The sequence below is a fragment of the Flexivirga sp. YIM B11880 genome (assembly GCF_058148645.1).
The window spans coordinates 43222-67544 of record NZ_JBMAMH010000017.1; the positions used below are offsets into that span (position 1 = coordinate 43222).

At 67.7% G+C, this 24323-nt stretch carries 15 protein-coding genes and 2 pseudogenes; 12 read left to right on the forward strand and 5 right to left on the reverse strand.

All coding sequences use genetic code 11. The features are described from left to right. Nucleotides 1-32 precede the first annotated feature (32 nt). The 3 genes from glgB to ACN8HC_RS17750 are packed head-to-tail and all read right to left on the reverse strand — an operon-like array spanning nt 33 to nt 7622. Entirely contained in the window at nt 33-3764 is a 3732-nt protein-coding gene (glgB, locus tag ACN8HC_RS17740; protein ID WP_490076174.1) for a 1,4-alpha-glucan branching protein GlgB, read from the reverse strand. Nucleotides 3765-3767: 3 nt separating this feature from the next. Then, a complete protein-coding gene (gene treS / locus ACN8HC_RS17745) occupies nt 3768-5489 on the reverse strand; it encodes a maltose alpha-D-glucosyltransferase (protein WP_490076175.1) in 1722 nt (573 codons plus the stop codon). A 6-nt stretch (nt 5490-5495) separates the two neighbouring features. Next, on the reverse strand, nt 5496-7622 hold the full coding sequence (locus ACN8HC_RS17750; protein WP_490076176.1) for an alpha-1,4-glucan--maltose-1-phosphate maltosyltransferase: 2127 nt from the start codon (nt 7620-7622) through the stop codon (nt 5496-5498). A 50-nt stretch (nt 7623-7672) separates the two neighbouring features. On the opposite strand from ACN8HC_RS17750, the gene glgP reads away from it, so the two are divergent. Continuing rightward, on the forward strand, nt 7673-10267 hold the full coding sequence (gene glgP, locus ACN8HC_RS17755) for an alpha-glucan family phosphorylase (RefSeq protein ID WP_490076177.1): 2595 nt from the start codon (nt 7673-7675) through the stop codon (nt 10265-10267). A 45-nt stretch (nt 10268-10312) separates the two neighbouring features. Here the strand turns inward: glgP and ACN8HC_RS17760 are convergent. Next, nucleotides 10313-11865, reverse strand: a pseudogene (locus tag ACN8HC_RS17760) (FMN-binding glutamate synthase family protein). Between the two features lie 93 nt (nt 11866-11958). On the opposite strand from ACN8HC_RS17760, the gene ACN8HC_RS17765 reads away from it, so the two are divergent. The 8 genes from ACN8HC_RS17765 to ACN8HC_RS17800 all read left to right on the forward strand — a co-directional run bounded on the left by ACN8HC_RS17765 (nt 11959) and on the right by ACN8HC_RS17800 (nt 20616). After that, a complete protein-coding gene (locus ACN8HC_RS17765; protein WP_490076178.1) occupies nt 11959-12321 on the forward strand; it encodes a hypothetical protein in 363 nt (120 codons plus the stop codon). 53 nt (nt 12322-12374) lie between these two features. Further along, nucleotides 12375-12782: a hypothetical protein gene (locus tag ACN8HC_RS17770; RefSeq protein WP_490076179.1), complete on the forward strand. Its 408-nt coding sequence runs from the start codon at nt 12375-12377 to the stop codon at nt 12780-12782. Between the two features lie 35 nt (nt 12783-12817). Continuing rightward, nucleotides 12818-13834 carry a LacI family DNA-binding transcriptional regulator gene (locus tag ACN8HC_RS17775; RefSeq protein WP_490076180.1) on the forward strand — a complete coding sequence of 339 codons (1017 nt, stop codon included), beginning with the start codon at nt 12818-12820 and terminating at the stop codon, nt 13832-13834. 121 nt (nt 13835-13955) lie between these two features. Then, on the forward strand, nt 13956-15269 hold the full coding sequence (locus ACN8HC_RS17780) for an ABC transporter substrate-binding protein (RefSeq protein ID WP_490076181.1): 1314 nt from the start codon (nt 13956-13958) through the stop codon (nt 15267-15269). Further along, nucleotides 15269-16258, forward strand: coding sequence for a carbohydrate ABC transporter permease (locus ACN8HC_RS17785; protein ID WP_490076182.1), 990 nt, complete (start codon nt 15269-15271; stop codon nt 16256-16258). The genes ACN8HC_RS17780 and ACN8HC_RS17785 overlap by 1 nt, the downstream gene beginning before the upstream one ends. Continuing rightward, nucleotides 16251-17093, forward strand: coding sequence for a carbohydrate ABC transporter permease (locus ACN8HC_RS17790; protein ID WP_490076183.1), 843 nt, complete (start codon nt 16251-16253; stop codon nt 17091-17093). Before ACN8HC_RS17785 ends, ACN8HC_RS17790 begins: the two co-directional genes overlap by 8 nt. A 170-nt stretch (nt 17094-17263) precedes the next feature. Next, nucleotides 17264-19246, forward strand: coding sequence for a cellulase family glycosylhydrolase (locus ACN8HC_RS17795; protein ID WP_490076189.1), 1983 nt, complete (start codon nt 17264-17266; stop codon nt 19244-19246). Next, entirely contained in the window at nt 19243-20616 is a 1374-nt protein-coding gene (locus ACN8HC_RS17800; protein ID WP_490076184.1) for a GH1 family beta-glucosidase, read from the forward strand. The genes ACN8HC_RS17795 and ACN8HC_RS17800 overlap by 4 nt, the downstream gene beginning before the upstream one ends. A 112-nt stretch (nt 20617-20728) precedes the next feature. Here ACN8HC_RS17800 and glgX read toward each other — a convergent pair whose 3' ends face one another. Further along, nucleotides 20729-22870 (reverse strand): glycogen debranching protein GlgX, encoded by a 2142-nt coding sequence (gene glgX / locus ACN8HC_RS17805; RefSeq protein ID WP_490076185.1) that lies wholly within the window; start codon nt 22868-22870, stop codon nt 20729-20731. Between the two features lie 77 nt (nt 22871-22947). Between glgX and ACN8HC_RS17810 the strand changes: the two genes are divergently transcribed. The 3 genes and pseudogenes from ACN8HC_RS17810 to ACN8HC_RS17820 all read left to right on the forward strand — a co-directional run. After that, complete coding sequence (locus tag ACN8HC_RS17810) at nt 22948-23496, forward strand: hypothetical protein (protein WP_490076186.1); 549 nt, start codon at nt 22948-22950, stop codon at nt 23494-23496. A 104-nt stretch (nt 23497-23600) separates the two neighbouring features. Beyond that, nucleotides 23601-23969, forward strand: coding sequence for a hypothetical protein (locus ACN8HC_RS17815; protein WP_490076187.1), 369 nt, complete (start codon nt 23601-23603; stop codon nt 23967-23969). Nucleotides 23970-24134: 165 nt separating this feature from the next. After that, nucleotides 24135-24323 (forward strand): annotated as a pseudogene (locus tag ACN8HC_RS17820) (electron transfer flavoprotein subunit beta); the annotation flags it as partial.

The window sequence follows — 24323 nt, forward strand, 5'->3', positions numbered from 1 at the left end:
GGCTCATCGTGGGAGCGCGGCGCTGGGTTGTCTCAGGAATCAGCTCGCTTCGTGGGCGGCGCGGTCCGCCCGGAAGTCGTGTCGGTCCGAGCAGCAGCGCCGGCGTCGGCGGTGTCGTCCGGCGTGAACCAGATCGCCGACAGCGGCGGAACCGTCATCACCGCGGAGAACTCCTGCCCGTGGGCCGGTATGGCGTCCGCGTCGACACCACCGAGGTTGCCGCGGTTGGCGCCGCCATACCGCTCCGCATCGGTGTTGAGCGTCTCGGTCCAGCGCCCGGGGCGCGGCAGGCCGATGCGCACGTCGCGCGCCTCGGCACCGCTGAAGTTGACGACCGCGGCCACGACGTCACCGTGTCGTTCGGGATCTTCGAACCGCAGGTAGGAGAAGAGGTTTGCGTCGCGGTTGTTGGCGTCGATCCACTCGAAGCCGCTCGGGTCGTGGTCATGCTTCCACAGCGCCGGGTGCTCCTTGTAGACCCGGTTGAGGTCGACGACGAGCTCGGCGACGCCCCGGTGGGCGGGCTGGTCCAGCAGCCACCAGTCGAGGCTGCGCCCGTCGGCCCACTCCGACTCCTGGGCGAACTCGCAGCCCATGAAGAGCAGTTGCTTGCCCGGGTGCGCCCACATGTTCGCGAGGAACGCGCGGACGCCGGCGAGTTGCTCCCACCGGTTGCCGGGCATCTTGCGCAGCAGCGAGCCCTTGCCGTGCACGACCTCGTCGTGACTGACCGGCAGCACGAACTGCTCGCTCCAGGCGTAGACGAGCGAGAAGGTCAGCTTGTCGTGGTGGAACCGGCGGTAAATGGGTTCCTTCGCAACGTAATCGAGCGTGTCGTGCATCCAGCCCATGTTCCACTTGAAGCCGAAGCCGAGCCCGTCCGCGCTGGTCGGCTTGGTGACGCCGGGCCAGGACGTGGACTCCTCGGCGACCATGAACGTGCCCGGCAGCCGGCGGTATGCCGTGGCGTTCGTCTCCTGCAGGAGCTGCACCGCCTCCAGGTTCTCCCGGCCGCCGTGCTTGTTCGGCACCCATTGGCCCTCGGCGCGCGAGTAGTCCAGGTAGAGCATCGACGCCACGCCGTCGACCCGCAAGCCGTCGACGTGGAACTCCTGCATCCAGTAGATGGCGTTGGCCACCAAGAAGTTGCGGACCTGCGGACGGCCGAAATTGAAGATGTAGGAACCCCATTCGGGATGCCATCCGCGCCGCGGGTCAGGGTGCTCGTAGAGCGCGGTCCCGTCGAACCGGGCCAGTGCCCACTCGTCGGTGGCGAAGTGCCCCGGCACCCAGTCCAGGATCACCCCGATGCCGGCCTGGTGCAGCGAGTCCACCAGGAACCGGAAGTCGTCCGGGTCGCCGAGCCGTGAGTTGGGTGCGTAGTAGCCGGTCACATGGTAGCCCCAGGACGGCGGGTAGGGGTGCTCCATGACGGGCATGAACTCGACATGACTGAAGCCGAGTTCCTTGACGTAGGAAACGAGTTCGGACGCGAGATCGCGCCACGACCTGCCCTGCCGCCAGGACATCGGATGCACCTCGTAGATGCTCATCGGGCGCTGGTGCGCTTGGGTGCTGGCGCGCTGCTCCAGCCACTTGCCGTCGCTCCACGTGTAGTCCGACGAGGTCACGACCGACGCGGTGGCCGGTGCCACCTCGGCCTTTCCGGCCATCGGGTCGGCCTTCTCGCGCCAGACGCCGTCCGGGCCCAGGATGTCGAACTTGTAGCGGGCGCCGACGCCGACGCCCGGCACGAAGAGTTCCCAGACGCCACCGCTGAGCCGCCGCATCGGATGTGCCTGTGCGTTCCAGGTGTTGAAGTCCCCGACCAGGCGGACCCCGCGGGCGTTCGGCGCCCACACCGCGAAGGACGTGCCGTTCACGACGCCCTGCGGGCTGTCGTATCGCCGGACGTGCGCGCCGAGCACGGTCCACAGCTGCTCGTGCCGCCCCTCGGCGATCAGATGCAGATCGATCTCGCCGAGCGTGGGCAGGAAACGGTAGGGGTCGTCGGTGACGTGCTCGACACCGTCGTCATACGTCGTCACGACGCGGTAGTCCGGCACCTCCGCCGTGGGCAGGCTGCCGCTCCAGAGGCCTTCGTAGTCGTGGTGCAGGTCCGTGCGCGTGCCGTCCGGCAGCTGGATCTGAACGGTCCGGGCGAGAGGCCGGAAAACGCGCACCAACGCAGACGATTCCCCGACGTGCGGGCCGAGCAGCCGGTGGGGGTCGCCATACCTTCCGGCCAGCAGTTCGTCCGCCGTCTCCCGCCGTATCGCCGTGGACTCGTTCGTCACCTTGATCTGCTCGTCCCTCATGCTCTCGCTCCTCGTCGCCGGTAGCAGCCTGCGGATCGCGCTGCGGGGGATGTCCAGCCAGTCGGGCCGGTTGCGTGCCTCGTAGACGACCTCGTAGGCCGCCTTGTCGATCTCGAAGAGCCCGATCAAGGTCCGGTATGCCGAGAGATCGATGCCGCTCTGTGCGCTGTACCCGGCGAGGAACGCGTCACGCGCCTGCGCCGCCCACTCGCGCCGCGACACCGATGTGTCGCGGTGCTCCACCGAGCCGGCTGCGTAGTCGAAGGAACGCAGCATCCCGGCGATGTCCCGCAACGGCACGTCCAGCTGGTTGCGCTCGGCCAGGGGCCGCAACGGCTCGCCCTCGAAGTCGAGCAGCACCCAGCCGCGACCGGGCACGTCCAGCACCTGGCCGAGATGGTAATCGCCGTGGATCCGTTGCAGGGCCGGCCATTGCGTGCCGCGGGCTTCGGCCAGCAGCGCCTCGAACGCGGTTGCGCTGTCCTGCAGCTCAGGCACCGCCTGCGTCGCCGCCGCGAAGCGCCGCCGCATCACCTCGAGTTGCGTCGCCACCGAGGCGTCGGTGCTCGCGGTCGAGGGCAGCGTGTCCGCCAACTGGGCGTGCACCTCGGCCGTCGCCGCACCGAGTGCGTGGGCCGGTGTCGCGAAGGACCGTTCCTCGGTCGCCGCCTCGAGCGCTTCACGCCACGCATCGCGCACGCCGGGGAAGAACTCCTGCGCGAAGGCCAGGTCACCGCTCGCCCGCGAACCGTCACCGGCCGGCGACGGCCAGTCACCGCGCAGCGAGGCGACCATCCGCGGGACTCGCTCGCTGCGCACGTCCGTGAGCGCCGTCTGCAGCGTGACGTCGGGATTGTCCCCGGCGTGCACCACACGAAACACCTTGAGGATCAACGGGTCGTCGTCCTCGAGGTCGATGATGATGGAGGTGTTCGACTGCTCGCCGGACAGGACGCGGCTGGCGCTCATCGCCGGCACCGCCGCGTGCCGGTAGCCGCTGCCGCGCACGGTGACGGTCGGGTCCCGGTGTCCGACGCGACCGGTATCGACGTCGTGGGTCTCCAGCTCGGCCTGCCGCCCGCCGGTGACCATGGCGCGCAACAGCGCCTGGACGAACGCCGGGTCATGGCAACCGTCATAGACATAGCGGCGCCCGAGCGCCGAGTGCTCCAGCTCGCCGATGAGCGCGTCGTCGGAGCCGGGCAGCGGCGCGTCCCGGTAGGTGGTGGGCACCTGGTAGACGACCGGTGCTGCACCGGAGGAGTCGACGACGAGGTGCACCTCGATGCCGACCGCACCGTCGGGATCGTCGAAGCGGTAGGCGCCCAGCGAGCTGAGGACCGGCTCGGTGCCCTTGCCGGCATACCAGCGCCGATCGCCGATCCAGCCCTGTAGCAGTTCGAGCTTGCTCGGGGTCAGCGTCGCCCCCGCGTGGAGAACAGCCATCGTTCAGTCCCCCGTCCCGGCCTGCACCGACAGCCAGAAGAAGTCACGGGATCCGAGGGTGAAGGTGGCGGTGCCGTCCGCGCCGACCGGCGGAAAGTGCCCGCCGCCGAACAGGTCTCGCAATTTCGCGCCGGCCATGCGCTCCGGCAGGGACACCGTGACCGACTGCGGCCGGCTCGACACGTTGTTGAGGCACAGCACCGTGCGGACCTCGATCTCGTCGTCCGGGTCGTCCTCCGGGCGGATCGTGCGGGTGAAGGCCAGGATGGCGTCGTTGTCGGCGGTCACCGCCTGGTAGTCGCCCAGCCCGAAAACGGGGTACTGCTTGCGGATCGCGAGCATCTCTCGCAGCCAGTGCAGCAGCGAGGCGCTGGACTCCATCTGCGCCTCGACGTTCACATTGTTGAAGTGATAGACGAGGCTGGAAATGATCGGCAGATAAAGCTTTCCAGGGTCAGAGGTCGAGAATCCGGCATTGCGGTCCGGCGTCCATTGCATCGGCGTGCGCACCGCGTCGCGGTCGGCCAGCCAGATGTTGTCGCCCATGCCGATCTCGTCGCCGTAGTAGAGACACGGCGACCCCGGCAACGAGAGCAGCAGCGCATGGATGAGCTCGGTCTCGGCGCGCGAGTTGTCCAGCAGCGTCGCGAGACGCCGCCGGATGCCGACGTTTGCGCGCATCCTCGGGTCCGGCGCATACCAGCCGTACATCGCGGCCCGCTCCTCCGGCGTGACCATCTCGAGCGTCAGCTCGTCGTGGTTGCGCAGGAAGGTGCCCCACTGCGCGCCCGCCGGGATCGGCGGCGTCTCGGCCATCACCTCCCGGATCCGGGTGGCCTTCTCGTCGCGCAAGGCGTAATAGAGGCGCGGCATGATCGGGAAGTGGAAGCACATGTGGCACTCGGGCGCCTCCGGCGTGCCGAAGTAGTCGACCACCTCGTCGGGCATCTGGTTAGCCTCCGCCAACAGGACCCGCCCGGGGTATTCCTCGTCGACCATCGCCCTCAGTTTGGCGATGAATTCATGTGTCCTCGGGTGATTTTCGCCGTTGTGCCCCTCTTCGATGTAGAGGTAGGGGATGGCGTCCAGCCGGAAACCGTCGATGCCCAGGTCCATCCAGAACCGGACGATGTCGAAGATCTCCTCGTGCACCTTCTCGTTCTCGAAATTGAGATCGGGCTGGTGGGAGAAGAACCGGTGCCAGAAGAACTGCCGGCGTACGGGGTCGAAGGTCCAGTTGGAGACCTCGGTGTCGACGAAGATGATGCGGGCGTCGGCATACAGTTCGTCGGTGTCGGACCACATGTAGTAGTCGCCGTAGGGTCCCTCCGGGTCGGAGCGCGATGCCTGGAACCACGGGTGCTGGTCGCTGGTGTGGTTGATCACCAGGTCGGTGACGATGCGTATGCCGCGGGCGTGCGCCTGGGAGACCAGCTCGGTGAACTCCGGCAGGGTGCCGAACTCCGGCAGCACCGCCTTGTAGTCGGCGATGTCGTAGCCACCGTCGCGCAGCGGTGAGGCGTAGAACGGGGGGATCCAGAGCGCGTCGACGCCCAGCCACTGGAGGTAGTCCAGCCTGTTGATCAGCCCGGTGAAGTCACCCGAGCCGTTGCCGGTCGAGTCACCGAAGGCGCGCACCAGGACTTCGTAGAACACCGCCTTGCGGAACCACTGCGGGTCGTGGCGCAGACCGGGCTGCGGAAGGTTGAAACCTACTGTCGTCACGGTGATTCAGAACCTCCGGAGATGGACGATGTGCAGTGGTTCGGTGTCCGGGCCGAGCCGGACGTAGTTGTCGGCGCCCCAGTGCCAGCTGGCGTCGCTCAGCAGCTCGTGCGCCACGAACATGTCACCGGGTGCCAGCCCGAGTGCGCCCAGATCGAGCCGCACCGTGGACTCCCGCGTGGAGTGCGGGTCGGTGTTGGCCACCACGATGATCACGTCGTCGCCGAAGCGCTTGGAGAACGCGAGCATCTGCTGGTCGTCGACGTGGTGGAAGGTGATGTTGCGCAGCCAGTGCAACGCCGGGTGCTGCCGGCGAATCTCGTTCAGTCGTCTGAGGAACGGCGCGAGGGACTGCCCGGCCCGGTCGCCGCCCGGCTCGTAGCGCGCCCACTGGCGGTCCTTGTATTCGTACTTCTCGTTGTCGATCTGCTCCTCGGCACCGGGCCGGGCGACGTGCTCGATCAGCTCGTAGCCGGCGTAGATGCCGTAGGTGGGGGACAGCGTCGCCGCGAGCGCAGCGCGGAGTTTCCAGGCGGTCGGTCCGCCATACTGCATGTATGGCGTGAGGATGTCGTGCGTCGTCGGCCAGAAACTGGGCCGCATGTACGGCGCGGAGTCGTGCGCGAGTTCTTCGACATACTCCCGAAGTTCGTGTGCCTCGTTGCGCCACGCGTAGTAGGTGTAGCTCTGCTGGAAACCGACCTTCGCCAGTGTGGCCATCATCGCCGGACGCGTGAACGCCTCCGCCAGCCAGATGACATTCGGCGCGACAGCAGCTACGTCACTGATCAGCCACTGCCAGAACTCGACCGGCTTGGTGTGCGGGTTGTCGACGCGGAAGATCGTGATGCCGTGGTCGATCCACACCTGCACCACTCGCCGGACCTCGGCGTAGATGCCCTGGGGGTCGTTGTCGAAGTTGAGCGGATAGATGTCCTGGTATTTCTTCGGCGGGTTCTCGGCATACGCGATCGAGCCGTCGGCGCGGGTGGTGAACCACTCGGGGTGTGCGGCCACCCACGGATGGTCGGGAGAGCACTGCAGGGCCAGATCCAGTGCCACCTCCAGCCCCTGCTTGCGGGCCTCGGCGACGAACGCGTCGAAGTCGTCGAACGTGCCGAGGTCGGGATGGATCGCGTCGTGCCCGCCCTCGGCGCTGCCGATGGCGTAGGGGGACCCGGGGTCGTCCGGGCCGGCGGTCAGCGTGTTGTTCGGACCCTTGCGGTTGGTCTCGCCGATCGGGTGGACCGGTGTGAGATAGACGACGTCGAAACCCATGCCGGCGATCGCCGGCAGCCGCCGCGCCGCGGTGCGCAGCGTCCCGGAGACCCACTTGCCGGTTTTCTCGTCGTGATGCGCGCCCTCGCTGCGGGGGAAGATCTCGTACCACGCGCCGTAGAGGGCGCGCTCGCGCTCCACCCACCAGTCGTATGACCTGCCCGCCGACACGTAGTCGCGCAGCGGCGTCGCGGTCATGATGTGGCGGATGCCGGCGCTCGTCCCGGCGGAGATCCGGGCGCCGGGCTCCTCGTCGGTGTTCCGCAGGCCGGTGACCGCCGCCTGCAACGCCGCCTCGTCGGCAGCGGTGTGCTTCACCTCACGCAGCGCGCGCTCGAGCAGCAGCGCGCCCTCCTCCAGCATCAGCTCGGTGTCCACGTCGGCTGCGATCTTGATCACGGCGTCGTGGGCCCACGTCGCGTAGGGATCCGACCAGCCTTCGACACAGTAGGACCACATACCGGGACGGTCCGCGGAGATCTCGCAGGCCCAGCCGTCCAGTCCGGGATTGGTGCAGGTCATCGGCACGTGCCGGACGACGCCATCGGGGTCGGTGATCGCGACCGACGCATTGACGGCGTCGTGTCCTTCCCGGAACACCGTTGCGGTGACGGTAAACGACTCTCCGACAACAGATTTGGTCGGGAAGTCACCGTCGCCGACGGTCGGGCGGACGTTGAGAGCGGGGATCCGTCCGACCGGACGCGACGGCACGGACGTCGACGTGGCGGCGGCAGGGGTGGTCGGCAGCTTCGCGGCAACCGGCTGCTTTTCAATCACCTGGGCGACGCTACAAGATCCCGGGCCGTGAGTGACACCTGTCGCCCATGGCGCGCGGGAGAGCGACGCCGCCATGGCGCAGAAAGAATTCGCATGTGGCGGATCCGGCCCTACGATCTCCTCACGTGAGAGCTATTCGTCGTTTCAATGTGCGGACCGCGTTGCCGGAGCAGCTGGCGCCGTTGTCGGACCTCGCGACCAACCTGCGTTGGTCGTGGCACCAGCGCACCCGTGACCTCTTCCGGGAGATGGATCCGTCGGTGTGGGAGGCCGTGCACGGTGACCCGGTGGCGCTGCTCGCCGGCCTCTCGCCGCAGCGACTCGCGGCGCTCGCCGCGGACGAGGAGTTCGTCGGACGGGTGCGCGCCGCGGCGGACGGCCTGGCGACATACCTCACCGCGCCGGCGTGGTACGACCAGTTCTCCGACGAGCAGCCGGCCCCGGCGTCGATCGCCTACTTCAGTGCCGAGTTCGGCATCACCCACGTGCTGCCGCAGTACTCCGGCGGTCTCGGCATCCTCGCCGGTGACCACCTGAAGTCGGCCAGCGACCTGGGTGTCCCGATCGTCGGCGTCGGCCTCTTCTACAAGGAGGGCTACTTCAGCCAGGAGCTGTCGGCCGATGGCTGGCAGCTGGAGACCTACCCGCTGCTGGATCCCGACGGCCTGCCGCTGACGCTGCTGCGCGAAGCGGACGGCACTCCGGTCGACATCACGCTCGCCCTGCCCGAGGGTCGCACGCTGCACGCCCGCGTATGGCGCGCGCAGGTCGGCCGCGTTCCGCTGCTGCTGCTCGACTCCGACGTCGAGGCCAACGACGGCTCCGCCCGCGAGCTCACCGCCCGGTTGTACGGCGGCGGCGGCGACCAGCGACTGGAGCAGGAGATGCTGCTCGGCATCGGCGGCATCCGGGCCCTGCGCACCTGGAGCCGGCTGACCGGCGCGCCGGCGCCGGAGGTCTACCACTGCAACGAGGGGCACGCCGGCTTCCTGTCGCTGGAACGGATCAGCGAACTGGTCAAGGGGCAGGGCCTGGACTTCGAGCAGGCTCGCCAGGTCGTGCGCGCGAGCAACGTCTTCACGACGCACACCCCGGTCCCGGCCGGCATCGACCGCTTCGACGCCCAGCGGGTGCACGCGCACTTCAGCGGCACGGCCGAACTCCCCGGTGTGCCGGTCGACGCGATCCTGCCGATCGGCGCCGAGGACTACGAGGGCGGCCAGCACGGCATCTTCAACATGGCCGTCATGGGCCTGCGCATGGCCCAGCGCAGCAACGGCGTCTCGGAGCTGCACGGAGCGGTCAGCCGCTCGATGTTCGACGTCCTGTGGCCCGGGTTCGGCGCCGACGAAGTGCCGATCACCAGCATCACCAACGGAGTTCACGCTCCGACCTGGATGGATCCGCGGGTCATCGAGCTGGGCCGCAAGTACCTCGGGGAGACCGACGTCCGCGAGGCCATCGGCTGGGACCGGATCGGCCGGGTGCCCCGTGCGGAGATCTGGGCCGTGAAGCGCGAGCTGCGCGCGCAGCTGGTCCAGGACGTCCGGGCGCGGATGCGTGCCTCCGCACAGACCCGCGGCGCCAGCCACGCCGAACTCGGCTGGATCTCGGGTCTGCTCGACCCCGACGTGCTGACCATCGGGTTCGCGCGGCGTGTGCCGACATACAAGCGACTCACGCTGATGCTGCGCGATCCGGAGCGCCTCGCGAAGCTGTTGCTGGACCCCGAGCGCCCGGTGCAGCTGGTGATCGCCGGCAAGTCGCACCCGGCCGACGAGACCGGTAAGAAGCTGATCCAGGAGATGGTGCAGTTCACCGACGACCCGAAGCTACGGCACCGGATCGTCTTCCTGCCCGGCTACGACATGCAGATGGCGCAATTCCTGATGCCGGGTGTCGACGTGTGGCTGAACAACCCGCTGCGACCCTACGAGGCGTCGGGCACCTCCGGCATGAAGGCCGCGCTGAACGGCGGGCTCAACCTGTCGATCCTGGACGGCTGGTGGGACGAGTGGTTCGACGGCAGCAACGGCTGGGCGATCCCGTCCGCCGACCCGTCGCGCGACACCGAGTCCTCCACGATGGACCCGGACCGGCGCGACGACCTGGAAGCGGGCGCTCTCTACGACCTGATCGAGACCCAGGTCGCGGCCCGCTTCTACGACGTGGACGGCGAGGGCGTGCCGCAGCGCTGGCTGGAGATGGTGGAGCACACGCTCAGCGTGCTCGGCCCGAAGGTCCTCGCGACGCGGATGGTGGGCGACTACACGACCAAGCTCTACACGCCCGCGGCCGTGGCCGGCCGGGCCGCCGCGGACGAGGACTTCGCGCTGGCGAAGAGCCTCGCGGCATACGTCGGCGAAGCGCAGGACGCGTTCCCGCAGCTGCGGATCGAGCACGTCGAGGCCGACGGTGTGACCGATGCCCCGGTGATCGGCGACCGGCTGACCGTCCGGGCGTATGTCGCGCTCGCCGGCCTGCGCCCCGACCAGGTGCTGGTGCAGATCGTCCACGGCCGGGCGAGCGAGAGTGACGAGTTGCTCGATGCCGACACGACCGAGATCTACCCGGTCGAGGACCTGGGCGACGGGCGCGCGAAGTTCGAGGGCACGTTGAGCCTCGGCCGGTCCGGTGCCTTCGGGTACAGCGTGCGGGTGCTGCCACGGCACCCCGGGCTCGCCGGCCCGGCGGAGCTGGGACTCGTCGTCAACGCCTGACCTCCGCTGCCCCTCTTCGGGTGGGCAACGGCACCCGGGCCGCCGTCAGACGACGGCGGCCTGCGCCGCGCGGTAGCGCGAGATCTGCGGGGTGAAGGCGTCCGCGCTCGCAGCCTCCCAGTCCACCCGCCAGCTCTCCGGTGCGTCGTCGAGCAATTCGCCGGGTCGCAGCCAGGTGAACAGCTCCGCATAGCTGCGGCTCTCGTTGGGCGAGATGTTGTGCCGCAGCATGTGCGGGCTGAGTTCGTGCGGCTCGCGAACGCCGAGCGTCGCCATGATCTGGGCGGCCTGCTCGACGGTGGCCTTGTGGTAGCGGTAGACGCGCTCGCTCTTCTCGGGCACGTCGAGCGCGCGGGCCCGCCACTTGCTCTGGGTCGCCACGCCGACCGGGCACTTGCCGGTGTGGCATTCCTGTGCCTGGATGCAGCCGATCGCCATCATCATCGCGCGGGCGGCGTTGGTGTAGTCGGCTCCCTGGATCAGCCGTTTCACGAGATCGGCGCCGCCCGCGATCTTGCCGCTCGCGGCGAGCTTGATGTTGTCGCGCAGCCCGGTGCCGACCAGGGCGTTGTGTACGGTCATTAGGCCGTGGGTGAGCGGCATACCGACGTGGTCCTCGTACTCCAGGGGTGCAGCGCCGGTGCCTCCTTCGGAGCCGTCGACGATGATGAAGTCCGGTGCCGTGCCGACCTCCCGGATCGCCTTGCAGATCGCGAGGACGTCCTGGCGGGAGCCGACGCACAGCTTGAAGCCCGCGGGCTTGCCGCCGCTGAGTTCGCGCATCGTCGCGATGAACTCGATGAGTTCGACGGGCGTGGTGAAGACCTTGTGGCGTGCCGGACTGACGCATTTCTGTCCCTCGGGCACTCCGCGGAACTCGGCGATCTCGGCGGTGACCTTGGCCGCTGGTAGCACGCCGCCGATGCCGGGCTTCGCGCCCTGGCTCAGCTTGAGCGACACGCACTTCACCCGGTCGTCCGCCGCCTTGTCACGGAACTGGTCGGGGTCGAAGTCGCCGTCCTCGGTCCGCGCGCCGAAATAGCCCGAGCCGAGCTCCCAGACCAGGTCGCCGCCGTTCTCCAGGTGGTATGGCGTCAGGCCGCCCTCGCCGGTGTCGTGCGCGAACCCGCCGCGCTGCGCTCCCTTGTTGAGGGCGCGAATCGCATTGGCGGACAAGGCTCCGAAGCTCATGGCGGACACGTTGAGCAACGACATGTCGTAGGGCTGGGTGCAGTCCGGGCCACCGACGCGGACGCGTGGCGGACTATCCGGCCGCTCCAACGGCGCCGTCGAGTGCACCAGCGCCTCGTAGCCGGCGCTGTCGACGTCGCGCTCGGTGCCGAACGGCTGCTCGTTGAGGGTGCCCTTCGCCCGCTGGTAGACGATCGACCGGGTGTCCCGATCGAACGGCCGCCCGTCCAGTTGCGCTCGATGAAGTACTGCTGGATCTCCGGCCGGATGTCCTCGAGCAGATAGCGCAGATGGCCGACCACCGGGTAGTTGCGCAGCACCGAGTGCTGCCGCTGCACCAGGTCACGCGCCGCGAGTCCGATCAGGGACCCCGCCGCCAGGGCCGTTGCTTGCTGCCACCGCGCCATGTCATCTCCTTGCCGATTGCTACCGAGGTCTCGATCATGGTGGATGGTCGCGCTGCGTGATCGCTGGGCCGGTCGACTCCGTACGATGTGCGGGTGCTCCTGCCCCTGACGGTCCTGCTCGTCGCACTCCTCGCGGTCCTGGCCATCTACGCGGCATACCTGACGGCGCGCGGTCGGCCGGTCGACAACCCGATGTTCTACCTGGCCTGTGCCGCCGAGCTCGCGGTGGTCGCCCAACTCGTCGTCGGCGTCGTACGGATCGGCGACGCGAACGCGCACATGTCCAAGGGACTGTTCATCGCCTACCTGGCCGGTCTGGTGTGCGTGCTGCCGGTCGCCGGTTTCTGGGGCATCGCCGAGCGTGAATCCCGGTGGGGGACCGGCGTGTTGCTGGTCGCGACCCTGGGCCTCCTGGTGATGGTCGGGCGGCTCTTGCAACTCTGGAACGGAGCGTAGCCATCAGCACCCAACCCATACGCCCGGAGCGCGTCAACACCGGACCCGGCCGGATGCTGGTCGCCGTCTACGGGCTCTTCGCTCTCGCGGCGACGGGCCGCTCGATCATGCAGATCGCCCAGACCTGGCCCGACCAGCACCTGCCCTACTGGTTGTCCGCGGTGGCCGCGGTCGTCTATTGCGTCGCCACCGTTGCGCTTGCCCGTGGCAACCGGACCAGCGAGCGGATTGCTTTGGGAACGATAAGTTTCGAGCTCTTCGGTGTGCTCGCGGTCGGCATCTGGTCGTATGCCGACAAGGCGGCCTTCGTGGCAGCCGGCAGTGCCGGTGACACGACAGTGTGGTCGAAGTTCGGCCAGGGCTACGGCTACGTCCCGTTGGTGCTGCCCGTCCTCGGTCTGCTGTGGTTGCGGCACATTCGCCACACTCACGTCCTCGTCCCAGCTGACGGGAGTAAGTAAACTTCGCTCAATTCGGCGAGGACGAGGGAGTTTCGATGGCCGCCAAAGCCACCATGGCCGACATCGCTCGGCAGTTGGGCATCTCACGCGCGGCGGTCTCCTATGCGCTGAACGGGCAGCCGGGCGTCGCCGCGGACACCCGGGAACGGGTCCTGAAACTCGCGGTCGACCTCGGCTGGCACCCGAGCGCCAGCGCGCGGGCCCTGATGGGGTCGGACATCAAGGTGATCGGTCTGGCGTTGTCCCGGCCGACCGACACCTTCGCCGTCGACTCGTTCTTCTTCGAGTTCCTCGCAGGCGTGGAAAGCGTTCTGGCTCAGCGTGGTTGGAGTCTGTTGCTGCGCGTCATCGGCGATGTCCCGGAGCTGGAGATCGCAACCTACCGGCGTTGGTGGGGCGAGGGACGCATCGACGGTGTGGTCCTCGTCGACGAGCGCCACCATGACACGCGGCTGGCCGCCGTCGAGGAGATCGGACTGCCCGCGGTCCTCTGCGGCGGTCCTCGCAAGGGCATCTCGCTGCCGTGCATCTGGACCGACCAGGCCGGCGACGCAGCATTGATCGTCGACCATCTGGCCGCGCTGGGTCACCGGCGGATCGCCCACGTGAGCGGACCTCGGGAGTTCGTGCACGAGCGGGGACGGCAGCGCGGGGTGCGGCAGGCGGCAGCGCGGCACGGAATGTCCCTGATCACCGTGGAAGGCAGCTATGCGCCCGAGGATGCACGGGCTGCGGTGCAGCGGCTGCTCGAAGAGCCGGAGCAGCCGACCGCGCTCATCTTCGGCAACGATCACATGTCGGTGGCCGGCGTGAAGCTGCTGCGTGAACTGGGCCGGTCGGTCCCCGACGAATTTTCCGTTGTCAGCTGGGACGATTCGCCACTCACTCGGGCGGTCGACCCTGAGCTGACCGCGCTCTACCGGGACAACCAGGCCTACGGCCGGCAAGCGGCCGAGACCCTGCTGGAGCTGGTCGCCGGCCGGCAACCGGGACTGGTCGCCGTTCCGCGATCGCAGTTGCGCGAGCGGGCCAGCTCCGGTCCCGTGCGCTGACCGGCCCCTGTCGATTCCGAGGTAACGATTGAATAACGCATCTATCGCACTTACTCGCGTAAGTGGTGTGATGTGAGCCGCGCGACAAGGTGTCGCGCGGGTGGCCCCGGAGGGTTCAATCGTGAAGAGACGTCTCATTCCAGCCCTGGCAATCGTGGCGATGGTCGCCAGTACGGCCGCATGTGGTGGCAGTTCCGGGTCCAGTGGCTCGAGCGGCGGGTCCGGCTCCGGCACCACGCTGACCTACTGGGCGAGCAACCAGGGATCGTCGATCGATGTCGACAAGCAGGTCCTGGGGCCGGAGCTGAAGAAGTTCCAGAAGCAGACCGGCATCAAGGTCAATCTCCAGGTGATCGGGTGGCCGGATCTGCTCAACAAGATCCTCGCCGCGACCTCGAGCGGCAAGGGCCCGGACGTGCTCAACATCGGCAACACCTGGGCGCCCTCGCTGCAGGCGACCGGCGCATTCCTGCCCTTCGACTCCAGCGCGCTCAACGCGATCGGCGGCAAGTCGAAATTCGTGCCGGCGTCGTTCGCAACCGGTGGCGCCAAGGGCAAGGACCCGACCTCCGTGCCGCTCTACTCGCTCGTCTACGGCCTCTACTACAACAAGAAGATGTTCGCCGACGCCGGCCTGAAGCCGCCGACGACGTGGGAGGAGCTGCAGACCGACGCCAAGAAGCTGACCGACCCGAGCAAGGGCACCTACGGCATGGCGATGGAGGGCGGCAGCTACACCGAGAGCGTGCACTTCGCCTTCATCTTCGGTCAGCAGCACGGTGCCGACCCGTTCGACTCCAGCGGCAAGGCCGACTTCACCTCGCCCGGCATGGTCGCCGGCGTGAAGCAGTATGTCGACCTGATGAGTAACAAGGTCGTCAACCCCAGCAGCGTCCAGTACAAGAACGGCCCGGAGGCGCCCGGCGACTTCGCCAAGGGCAAGGCGGCCATGCTGATGAGCCAGAACAACGCCGACAACACGCTCGTCGCCGACGGCATGAAGACCAGTGACTACGGCGTCGTCGCGATCCCGGCACCGGCCGGCAAGAAGGACGTCGCCAGCTTCGTGGCCGGCATCAACCTGTCCATCTTCAAGAACACGAAGAACAAGGACGCGGCCCTGAAGTTCGTGAAGTTCATGACCAGCGAGGCGGAGCAGAAAATCCTCGACGTGCCGTTCGCCGCACTGCCCGTCGTGGCCGGTATGACGCCGAACTTCACGAAGAACGCCACCGAGGCCAAGACGTTCCAGGACATTCTGGCAACCAAGGCGGTGCCGCTGCCGTTGGTGGCCAACGAGTCCCAGTTCGAGACGAATATCGGCAACGCGGTCAACCAGCTGATCGCCCAGGCCGCGACCGGGAAGGCGCCGTCGGAGAGTGACATCAAGGCCGCGCTGCAGCAGGCGCAGGACAAGATGGCCTCCGCCGGCTGATGTCGTCGAACTCCACGGTGGAGCGGGGCGGCGATCGGGACACCGACCGGCGACCTGCTCCACCTACCGCGAAGCGAGCCGGCGGGCGCGGCAACGCCCGCCGGTTCACTCCCTACGTGCTGATCGCTCCGGCGATCGTCCTCGAACTGCTGATCCACATCGTGCCGATGGTCGTCGGCGTGTGGATGTCGTTCGTGGGGCTGACCCAGTCCTACATCGCGAACTGGTCGACGGCGCCGTGGAGGGGCTTGGCCTCATACAAGCTCGCACTCGACTTCTCCTCGCCGATCGGCAACAGCTTCCTGCACTCTTTCGAGGTCACCTGCCTCTACACCGTTCTGGTGGTGGGGATCTCGTGGTCGCTCGGCATGTCGGCCGCGCTCGTCCTGCACCGCAACTTCCGCGGCCGCGGCTTCTTCCGCACGTTGTTCCTCGTGCCGTATGCGATGCCGATCTACACCGGGATCATGACGTGGAGCTTCATGCTGCAGCGGGACAACGGCTTGGTGAACCACGTGCTGCAGTCGCTCGGCGTCACGAACGGCGAGAGCTTCTGGCTGATCGGCAGCAACGCCTTCTGGTCGATGGTCGTCGTTGCGGTCTGGCGCTCCTGGCCGTTCGCGTTCCTGATGCTGCTCGCCGGGCTGCAGAACATCCCCGACGATGTGTATGACGCCGCGTCCGTCGACGGAGCCGGCATCTGGAAGCAGATCCGCTACATCACCATGCCGGCGCTGCGGCCGGTCAACCTGGTGATGATCCTGATGCTCTTCCTCTGGACGTTCAACGACTTCAACACGCCGTTCGTGCTCTTCGGCGCTCAGCCCCCGAAGTCGGCCGACATCATCTCCGTGCACATCTACGGCGCGTCGTTCGTCAACTGGGACTTCGGCTTCGGGTCGGCGATGTCGGTGCTCCTGCTCGTCTTCCTGCTCGTGGTCACGGGCGCCTACCTGCTCGTCTTCAACCGGAGGTCGCGCCGTGCGTGAACCGCTGTCCTTCAGGGTGTTTCGCGTCGTCATCCTCACCGTGCTGACCCTCTTCGTGCTCGTGCCGATGTGGGTGCTCTTCACCAGTTCGGTGAAGCCGCTGGGCGATGTGCAGGGCAAGTTCGAGTGGTGGCCGAGTCACGTGACCTTCCAGCCGTTCAAGGACATCTGGAGCACCGTGCCGCTCGGGCGGTATTTCTTCAACAGCCTCGTCGTCTGTTCGATCTCGATGGTGCTCAGTGTCATCGTCGCGATCTTCGCCGGCTATGCGGTGTCACGCTGGACCTTCCGGGGCCGCAGTGTGTTCACCACGACTATCCTGTCGACCCAGATGTTCCCCGGCATCCTCTTCCTGCTGCCGCTCTTCCTGATCTTCGTCAACATCGACAAGCTGCTGGGGTTCACGCTGCTCTATCAGACCCGCGTCGGTCTCATCATTACTTATCTGACGTTCTCGTTGCCGTTCGCGATCTGGATGCTTGCTGGCTATTTCGACGGCATACCAAGGGAATTGGACGAGGCAGCACGGGTCGACGGTGCGTCCACGCTGGGCACGCTGTTCCGAGTGGTGCTGCCGGCGGCCCGCCCGGGCGTCATCGCGGTGGCGGTCTACTCCTTCATGACCTCGTGGGGTGAGGTGCTCTTCGCGTCGCAGATGACGAACACCTCGACGGAGACCCTTGCGATCGGGCTGCAGAGCTACTCCACTCAGATCAACGTCTACTGGAATCAGGTCATGGCTGCGTCATTGGTCGTCAGCGTTCCCATCGTCATTGCGTTCCTGCTGCTGCAGCGCTACCTCGTCGCCGGCCTGACCGCTGGAGCCGTCAAATGAGCGCCGACCGCGGCGAGGATCGCAGCGGAGCGAGGACCGGAGCCGAGGGCAGAGGCGCGGCAGGACAAGTGAGGGCCGGCGTCGAGCGGCCGATGCGATTCGTCGAGGTGTCGGGCGAGCCGCAGGTGTGGTTCGGCAGCAACTTCTGGTCGCGTGGCGGCGGGCCCTTCATGTGGCACTCGTACGACGAGCCGTTGGTGCGTGCGGAGCTCACCGCCATGGCCGAGGCCGGTCTGGACGTGACGCGCTCGTTCCTCTTCTGGCCGCACGCGATGCCGCAGCCCGGGGTGCTCGACGAAGCGGTCCTGGACCGCTACCGGCGGTTTCTCGACCTGCACGTCGAGCTCGGAATGCACACGATCCCAACGTTTCTCGTCGGTCATATGTCGGGGGAGAACTGGGATCCGTCGTGGCGCGGTGACCGTGACCTCTACACCGACACCTGGCTGGTCGCGCAGCAGTCGCGCTACTTGACCCAGGTGGCTACGCGCTTCACGGGCCACCCGGCGATCGTCGGGTGGCTGGTGTCCAACGAGATGCCGATCTACGGCGGCCCCGCGGCGCGCGCCGACGTCACGGCGTGGGCGCACCTGATGGTGACCGCGATCCGGGCCGGCGACCCGGTGCGGCCGGTGTCCTTCGGCGACGGCGCGTGGGGTCAAGAGGTCACCGGCAAGGACAACGGCTTCAGCGTGCGCGATCTGGCNGCGTGGGCGCACCTGATGGTGACCGCGATCCGGGCCGGCGACCCGGTGCGGCCGGTGTCCTTCGGCGACGGCGCGTGGGGTCAAGAGGTCACCGGCAAGGACAACGGCTTCAGCGTGCGCGATCTGGCCACGATGACCGATTTCGTCGGGCCGCACGTCTATCCGATGGGCGACGACGTGGTCCGGCAGCATCTGCGCGCGGCGTTCGTGTGCGAACTGGCAAGTGTGGCAGGGCTGCCGGTCGTGCTGGAGGAGTTCGGCGTCAGTTCCGACTTCGCCTCGGATGCGCATGCCGCCGAGTACTACCGGCAGGTGTTGCACACGACGCTGCTCGCCGGTGCGACCGGCTGGCTTGCCTGGAACAACACCGATTTCGACAATCTGCCCGAGCAGGACCCCTACCGGCACCACCCGTTCGAATTGCACTTCGGGCTGACGCGGGCCGATGGGGCGGCCAAGCCGCAGCTGCACGAGATCACGACCTTCCGGCGGCTGGTCGACCAGCTCGACCTGCCACACTGCACACGGTGGTCGACGCAGGTGGCGCTACTCGTTCCGTCATACCTGGACGGACCGGAGCACTGGACGTTCGAGGAGCGCGAACGCACCGACATCGTCGCCGCGCTCGAGCAGGCGTATGTCGCCTGCCGCGAGGCGGGCATCGGCCCGGCGTTCGTCCGGGACCCGGACCCCGTGCCGGCGGAGGCGCGACTGGTGCTCGTCCCCTCGGTGAAGGCGCTCACGGTGCCCACCTGGCATCATCTGGCCGAACTAGCGGCGAACGGTCAAACGGTCTACGTGTCTTACGGATTGGGCGACTCACCGATGCAGCGTGGACCGTGGTGGACCGGTCTGGAGTCGACCTTCGGAGTTCGCCACATGCTGCGCTACGGCATGGTGGAGCCGGTCGAGGACGACGTCGTGGAGGCCCGTGTCCTGACGGACTTCGGATCATTGCGCGCCGGCGACACGCTGTGTTTCGCCGCTGCCGGCTCGCCGGGTGGTCGCAGCATCCTGCCGGTGGAGCCGCTCGACGCCGACGTGCTCGCCGTCGACCAGCACGACCGGCCGGTGCTGACCCGCAAGCGGCACGGTGCCGGTCAGGCGGTCCTCTGCACGCTGCCGGTCGAGTACTTCGCGGCGCACTCGCCGCGCGTCAATCCGGAGGACACCTGGCGGCTGTACGACGCGCTGTCGGCCGCCGCCGGCGTCAACCGGCCGATCACGGTCGCCGATCCACGGGTGCTGACCGATGGGCTCAGCCATCGGGATGGTCGCGAATTCGCCTGGCTGGTCAACGGATCCGACGATGACGTCCAGGTCGGCTCGTATGGCGTCCAACGGCTCGCGCCATACGAAGTCGCCGTCGTCCAGCTTCCCGACACGCGGCTGACGCCGCCCGATGACCAGAGCGCCACGACCAATCCTCAAGGAGCATCACTGTGACCGTCCAGTTCCCAGCCGATTTCGTCTTCGGGGCAGCCACCGCGTCCTATCAGATCGAAGGCGGGGTGAGCGAGGACGGCCGGAAGCCGTCCATCTGGGACACCTTCAGCCACACGCCGGGCAAGGTCGCCAAGGGCGACACCGGCGATGTCGCGTGCGACCACTACCACCGCTTCGGCGAGGACGTCGAGCTGATGAAACGGCTCGGCCTGGACAGCTATCGCTTCTCGCTGGCCTGGCCGCGGATCAAACCGGACGACGGACAGGTCAACGCCGCCGGACTCGCGTTCTACGACAAGCTGGTCGACCAGTTGCTCGGTGCCGGCATCGATCCGATGGTGACGCTCTACCACTGGGATCTCCCACAGGCGCTGGAGGACAAGGGTGGCTGGCGGGAGCGTGCGACCGCCGAGCGGTTCGCGGAGTATGCCGCCGTGGCCGCCGAGCACCTGGGTGACCGGGTGAAGCGGTGGATCACCCTCAACGAGCCGTACTGCTCGTCGATGCTCGGTTATGCCGAAGGTGTGCACGCGCCGGGCGCCCACGAGGGGGAGGGTGCGCTCAAAGCCGCCCACCACCTGCTGCTCGGCCACGGACTCGCAGCCCAAGCAGTGCGTGCTGCCGCACCGGACGCCCAGGTCGGCATCACGCTGAATCTCGTGTCGGTGCAGCGCGTCTCGGACTCACCCGAGGATGTGGAGGCGGCCCGGCGCAACTTGCTGATCGGCAACCTGATCTTCACCGAGCCGGTGCTCGCCGGGAGATATCCCGAGCACGCACGGGAGGTGTGGGCGCCGATCACCGACTTCTCGTGGATCCGGAACGGGGACCTCGCCACGGCGCACCAGCCGCTGGACTTTCTCGGCGTGAACTACTACTTCCCCAGTCGACCGGGCGCTGTCGCGCCGGACGAGCCGGACCCGGCCCGTCGCGCGGCGTCCGACCTCGGTTTCGAAGCGGTCCACCACGAGGGGGAGTACCTCACCGAGATGGGCTGGCCGGTCGACGCGAACGCGTTCACCGACCTGCTCACCTGGCTGCGCGAGACGTATGGCGATGCACTCCCGCCCATCTACATCACCGAGAACGGCATCGCCTGTCCCGACATCGTCGGCAGCGACGGGAGGGTCGACGACCAGGACCGGATCCGTTACGTCAGTGACCATTTGAAGGCCGTCAAGGGTGCGATGGCCAAGGGCGTCGACATCCGCGGCTACTACCTGTGGTCGCTGATGGACAACTTCGAGTGGGCCCGTGGCTACCAGCCGCGTTTCGGCCTGGTGCACGTGGACTACGACACCCTGCAGCGCACTCCGAAGGCCAGTTTCGACTGGTATCGCGACGTCATCCGGACCCACGAGGTCGAGTAGCGGGTCGTGCGGAGGGTGCTGAGATTCCGTGGTTGCGGATAAGTCGCGACGGTCGCGGGCTGTGTGCGGGAATGTCGCCGGCCCGGCGGACCATCACCGCCAACCCCCGCCGTCACGCCCCGATGAGAATCGCGAACGAGCCCGCCTGCACCGGCAAGTCGCCACCCACGGAGACCGCGGTGCTGGGCAGTTCGTCGGGGCGCTCGGAACTACTGCTCCATGCCAGCTCCCACCGGGTGACGCCGGTCTGGGCGGGCAGACGTATCGTCCGGTCGTGCGCGCCGCCGTGCAGCACCAGCAGGATCCGGTCGTCACCGACGTCCGAGCCGTCGAAGACGACCTGGAGCGTGCGCGTGCTGCCGTCGTTCCACTCCTGCGCCGTCATGATCGACCCGTCGGCACCGTGCCAGTGCAGCGCGGCGAGCGCGTCCCCGTCGATCGGGTCGCCGGGGAAGAACCGGCGCTGCCGCAATACCGGGTGCGCTGCGCGCAGTTCGGCAAGGAACGCCGTGGTGTCGGTCAGGTCGTCCTGCCATGGCGCCAACTGCCAGTCGTACCAACTGATCTGGTTGTCCTGGCAATAGGCGTTGTTGTTGCCCCGCTGGGTCCGGCCGAACTCGTCGCCGCCCAGCAGCATGGGCACACCGGCCGACGTGAACATCGTCGCGAGCAGGTTGCGCAGAGCGCGTCGGCGGGATGCCTCGATGTCCGGCCCCGCGCCGTCGTGTCCTTCCACGCCGAAGTTCCACGAGTGGTTGTCGTCGCTGCCGTCCCGGCCGCCTTCCCCGTTGGCGTCGTTGTGCTTGCGGTTGTATGCCGTGATGTCGGCGCCGGTGAAGCCGTCGTGCGTCGTGACGATGTTGATCGACGCCAGCGGCGAGCGGGACGCGAAGAGGTCCCGGGAGCCCGCGATCCGCGTGCCCAGGTCACTCACGCCGTGTCCGGAGTGGCCGGCCCCGTCACCCGCGAGATCGACCAGCCAGAAGTTGCGGACGGTGTCGCGGAAGCGGTCGTTCCAGTCGGCGAACGGCGCCGGGAACTGCCCGGTGCGCCAGCCGTGCGACCCGACGTCCCACGGTTCTGCGATCAGCTTCACCCGCGACAGCACCGGGTCCGTTCGCAGTGCCACCAGGAACGGGTGGTCGGGCTGGAACGCGTCGTCGGCACCGCGAGCGAGTGCCGGAGCGAGGTCGAAGCGGAAGCCGTCGACGTGCATCTCGGTTGCCCAGTAACGCAACGAATCCAGCACCATCCGAATGGTTTCCGGGTGACGCATGTCGAGGGTGTTGCCACACCCGGTGACGTCGACGTCGCTGCCTCGCTCGTCGAGCCGGTAGTAGGTCGCCGAGGACAGCCCCCGCCACGACAACGTGGCGCCCGCTCCGCTGCCCTGCTCACAGGTGTGGTTGTAGACCACGTCGAGGACGATCTCGAGGCCGGCGGCGTGCAGCAGCTTCACCATGCCCTTGAACTCCTGGATCGCCTCCTGCGGCGACTGCGCAGAGGCGTATGCCGGATGTGGTGCGAAGAACCCCAGAGTGTTGTAGCCCCAGTAGTTCTCGAGATCGCGGCGGACGAGTTCCGGCTCCGAGACGAAGGCGTGGACGGGCAGCAACTCCACCGTGGTGACGCCCAGTCGGGTGAGATGCGCGATGGTCGCCGGGTGGGCGAGACCGGCATAGGTGCCGCGCAGTTGTTCCGGAACATCGGGCAGATCGTGCGTGAGCCCGCGGACGTGGGTTTCGTAGAGGACCGTCCGGTCCCACGGCGTGTGCGGCGGTGCGTCGTCGCCCCAGTCGAATCCGTTGCCGACGACCACGCTGCGAGGGACGTATGGCGCGCTGTCGCGGTCGTCCCGGACGTCGGGATCACCCGTGAGATCCGCGTCGACACGGTGCCCGAAAACCTCCGGCCGCCATTCGATGTCGCCGACCACGCCACGTGCGTAGGGGTCGAGCAGCAACTTGGCGCAGTTGTAACGGTGTCCATTGGTCGGGTCCCACGGACCGGTCGCGCGGTAGCCGTAGAGCTGGCCGACACCGATGGACGGGATGTGCCCGGCCCACATGCCGTGCGCGTGCTCCTGGAGCGGAACGCGCCGCTCGGTGCCCTGCTCGTCGAACAGACACACGTCGACCGCCGTCGCGCTTCCGGCATACACGCAGAACTCGACGCCGGTGTCGTCCGCCGTCGCGCCGAGCGGTGGTGGCGCGTCCGGCGACGTGCGAGCGGTGGCGGTGAGTGGCGTGGACACTCGAGGAAGATTAGCCACCCCTGGGGCCAGACCCCGGGAAGTGCCGTCCGGCCGGTGCGTGAAGTAGCGTGGCTCGTATGACAGATCCCACATCGTTGCCCAACTTCGCGCCGCCCAACTCGGCACCCTCCGCCCCGGCCGGGGGCAACCAGCTGCAGCAGCGTGTGCTGGATGCACTGCAGTCCGAGGGCTTCCGGCCCGAGGTCGACGCCGACGGCGACGTGAGCTACAAGGTCGAGGGCCAGCAGCTCTTCGTGCGGTGCGTCGACGGGGAGCCGGCCATGATGCGCGTCTTCGGGCAGTGGCAGATCACCGACGACCTGCCGCAGGACATCACCAAGCAGTTGCTCGCCGCCAACGACGTGTCGCTGAGCCTCAACATTGTCAAGACCGGTCTCGCCAACGGCAATCTCATCGTCACCGGCGAGCACCTCGTCTCCGAGGCGGACGACGTCAAGTCGCTGGTGCAGTCGACCACCCAGATGGTGCTCACCGCGGTGCAGCTGTGGCACCAGGCGGTCACCAGCGAAGGGCCCCACGCGGCCACGTCGGCAGAGCCGCCCGCTGTCGCGCAGGCGATGGCGCAGGCCGTGCAGGACGACGCCGCGGGGCGCCAGCAGCAGTAGGACCCACCACATTTCGCCCGGAGGACCGGTGGTTGGCGTTACTCTCGCGTCACCGCCGGTCCTCGCTGGTACCGACCGGCAGAGGAGAAAGAGCAGAGGTGAGCATGAGCGCCGGTGAAGCGCCGATCCAGCCTGGCAGCGCCGCTGCCGAGCGCAGCCGCGTCGTCGCCATCGCTGTGGCCGTCGTCGGGCTCATCGGGATGTTCGTCGCCCTGCTCGGCTGGACCGGTGTCGCCAAGAACGTCGATCACGTGGCGGGTCTGCCGCCGTGGCTGATCTTCGCGGTGGGAGCCGTGGTCGCCGTGGGAGCCGCAGTCTTCGACCTGCTCGCCGGCACTCGGTCAGATGTCTATGTCGTCGCTCCGGGGCAGCAGCTGACCACCACGCAGTTCGTGCTCAACAAGCTCGCGCCGTGGATCATCGTCGCGCTCACCATCGTGGGCATGATCATCATCTGGCTCCGCCACCGCTGACCGGGCCGTCGGCGCGGCCGATGTTACTTGCGGGTAGCATGCTCTCCGTACCGAGCATGACCGCCTCGGCATACCATCGCCGCAGGCTTGGGCGCCACGCGCCCACCGCAGGACCTGACTTCAGTCAGACGCTCGCACCCTTGGAAAGAAGAGGACGGTAGACGCATGAACATCGTGGTCTGTGTCAAGTACGTGCCGGATGCCCAGGCGGATCGCACGTTCAGTGCGGACAACACGACGGATCGTTCGAGTGTGGATGGTTTGTTGTCGGAGCTGGATGAGTATGCGGTGGAGGCGGCGTTGAAGATCGTGGAGGCCACCGAGGGTGAGGTGACGGTGGTGACGGTCGGCCCG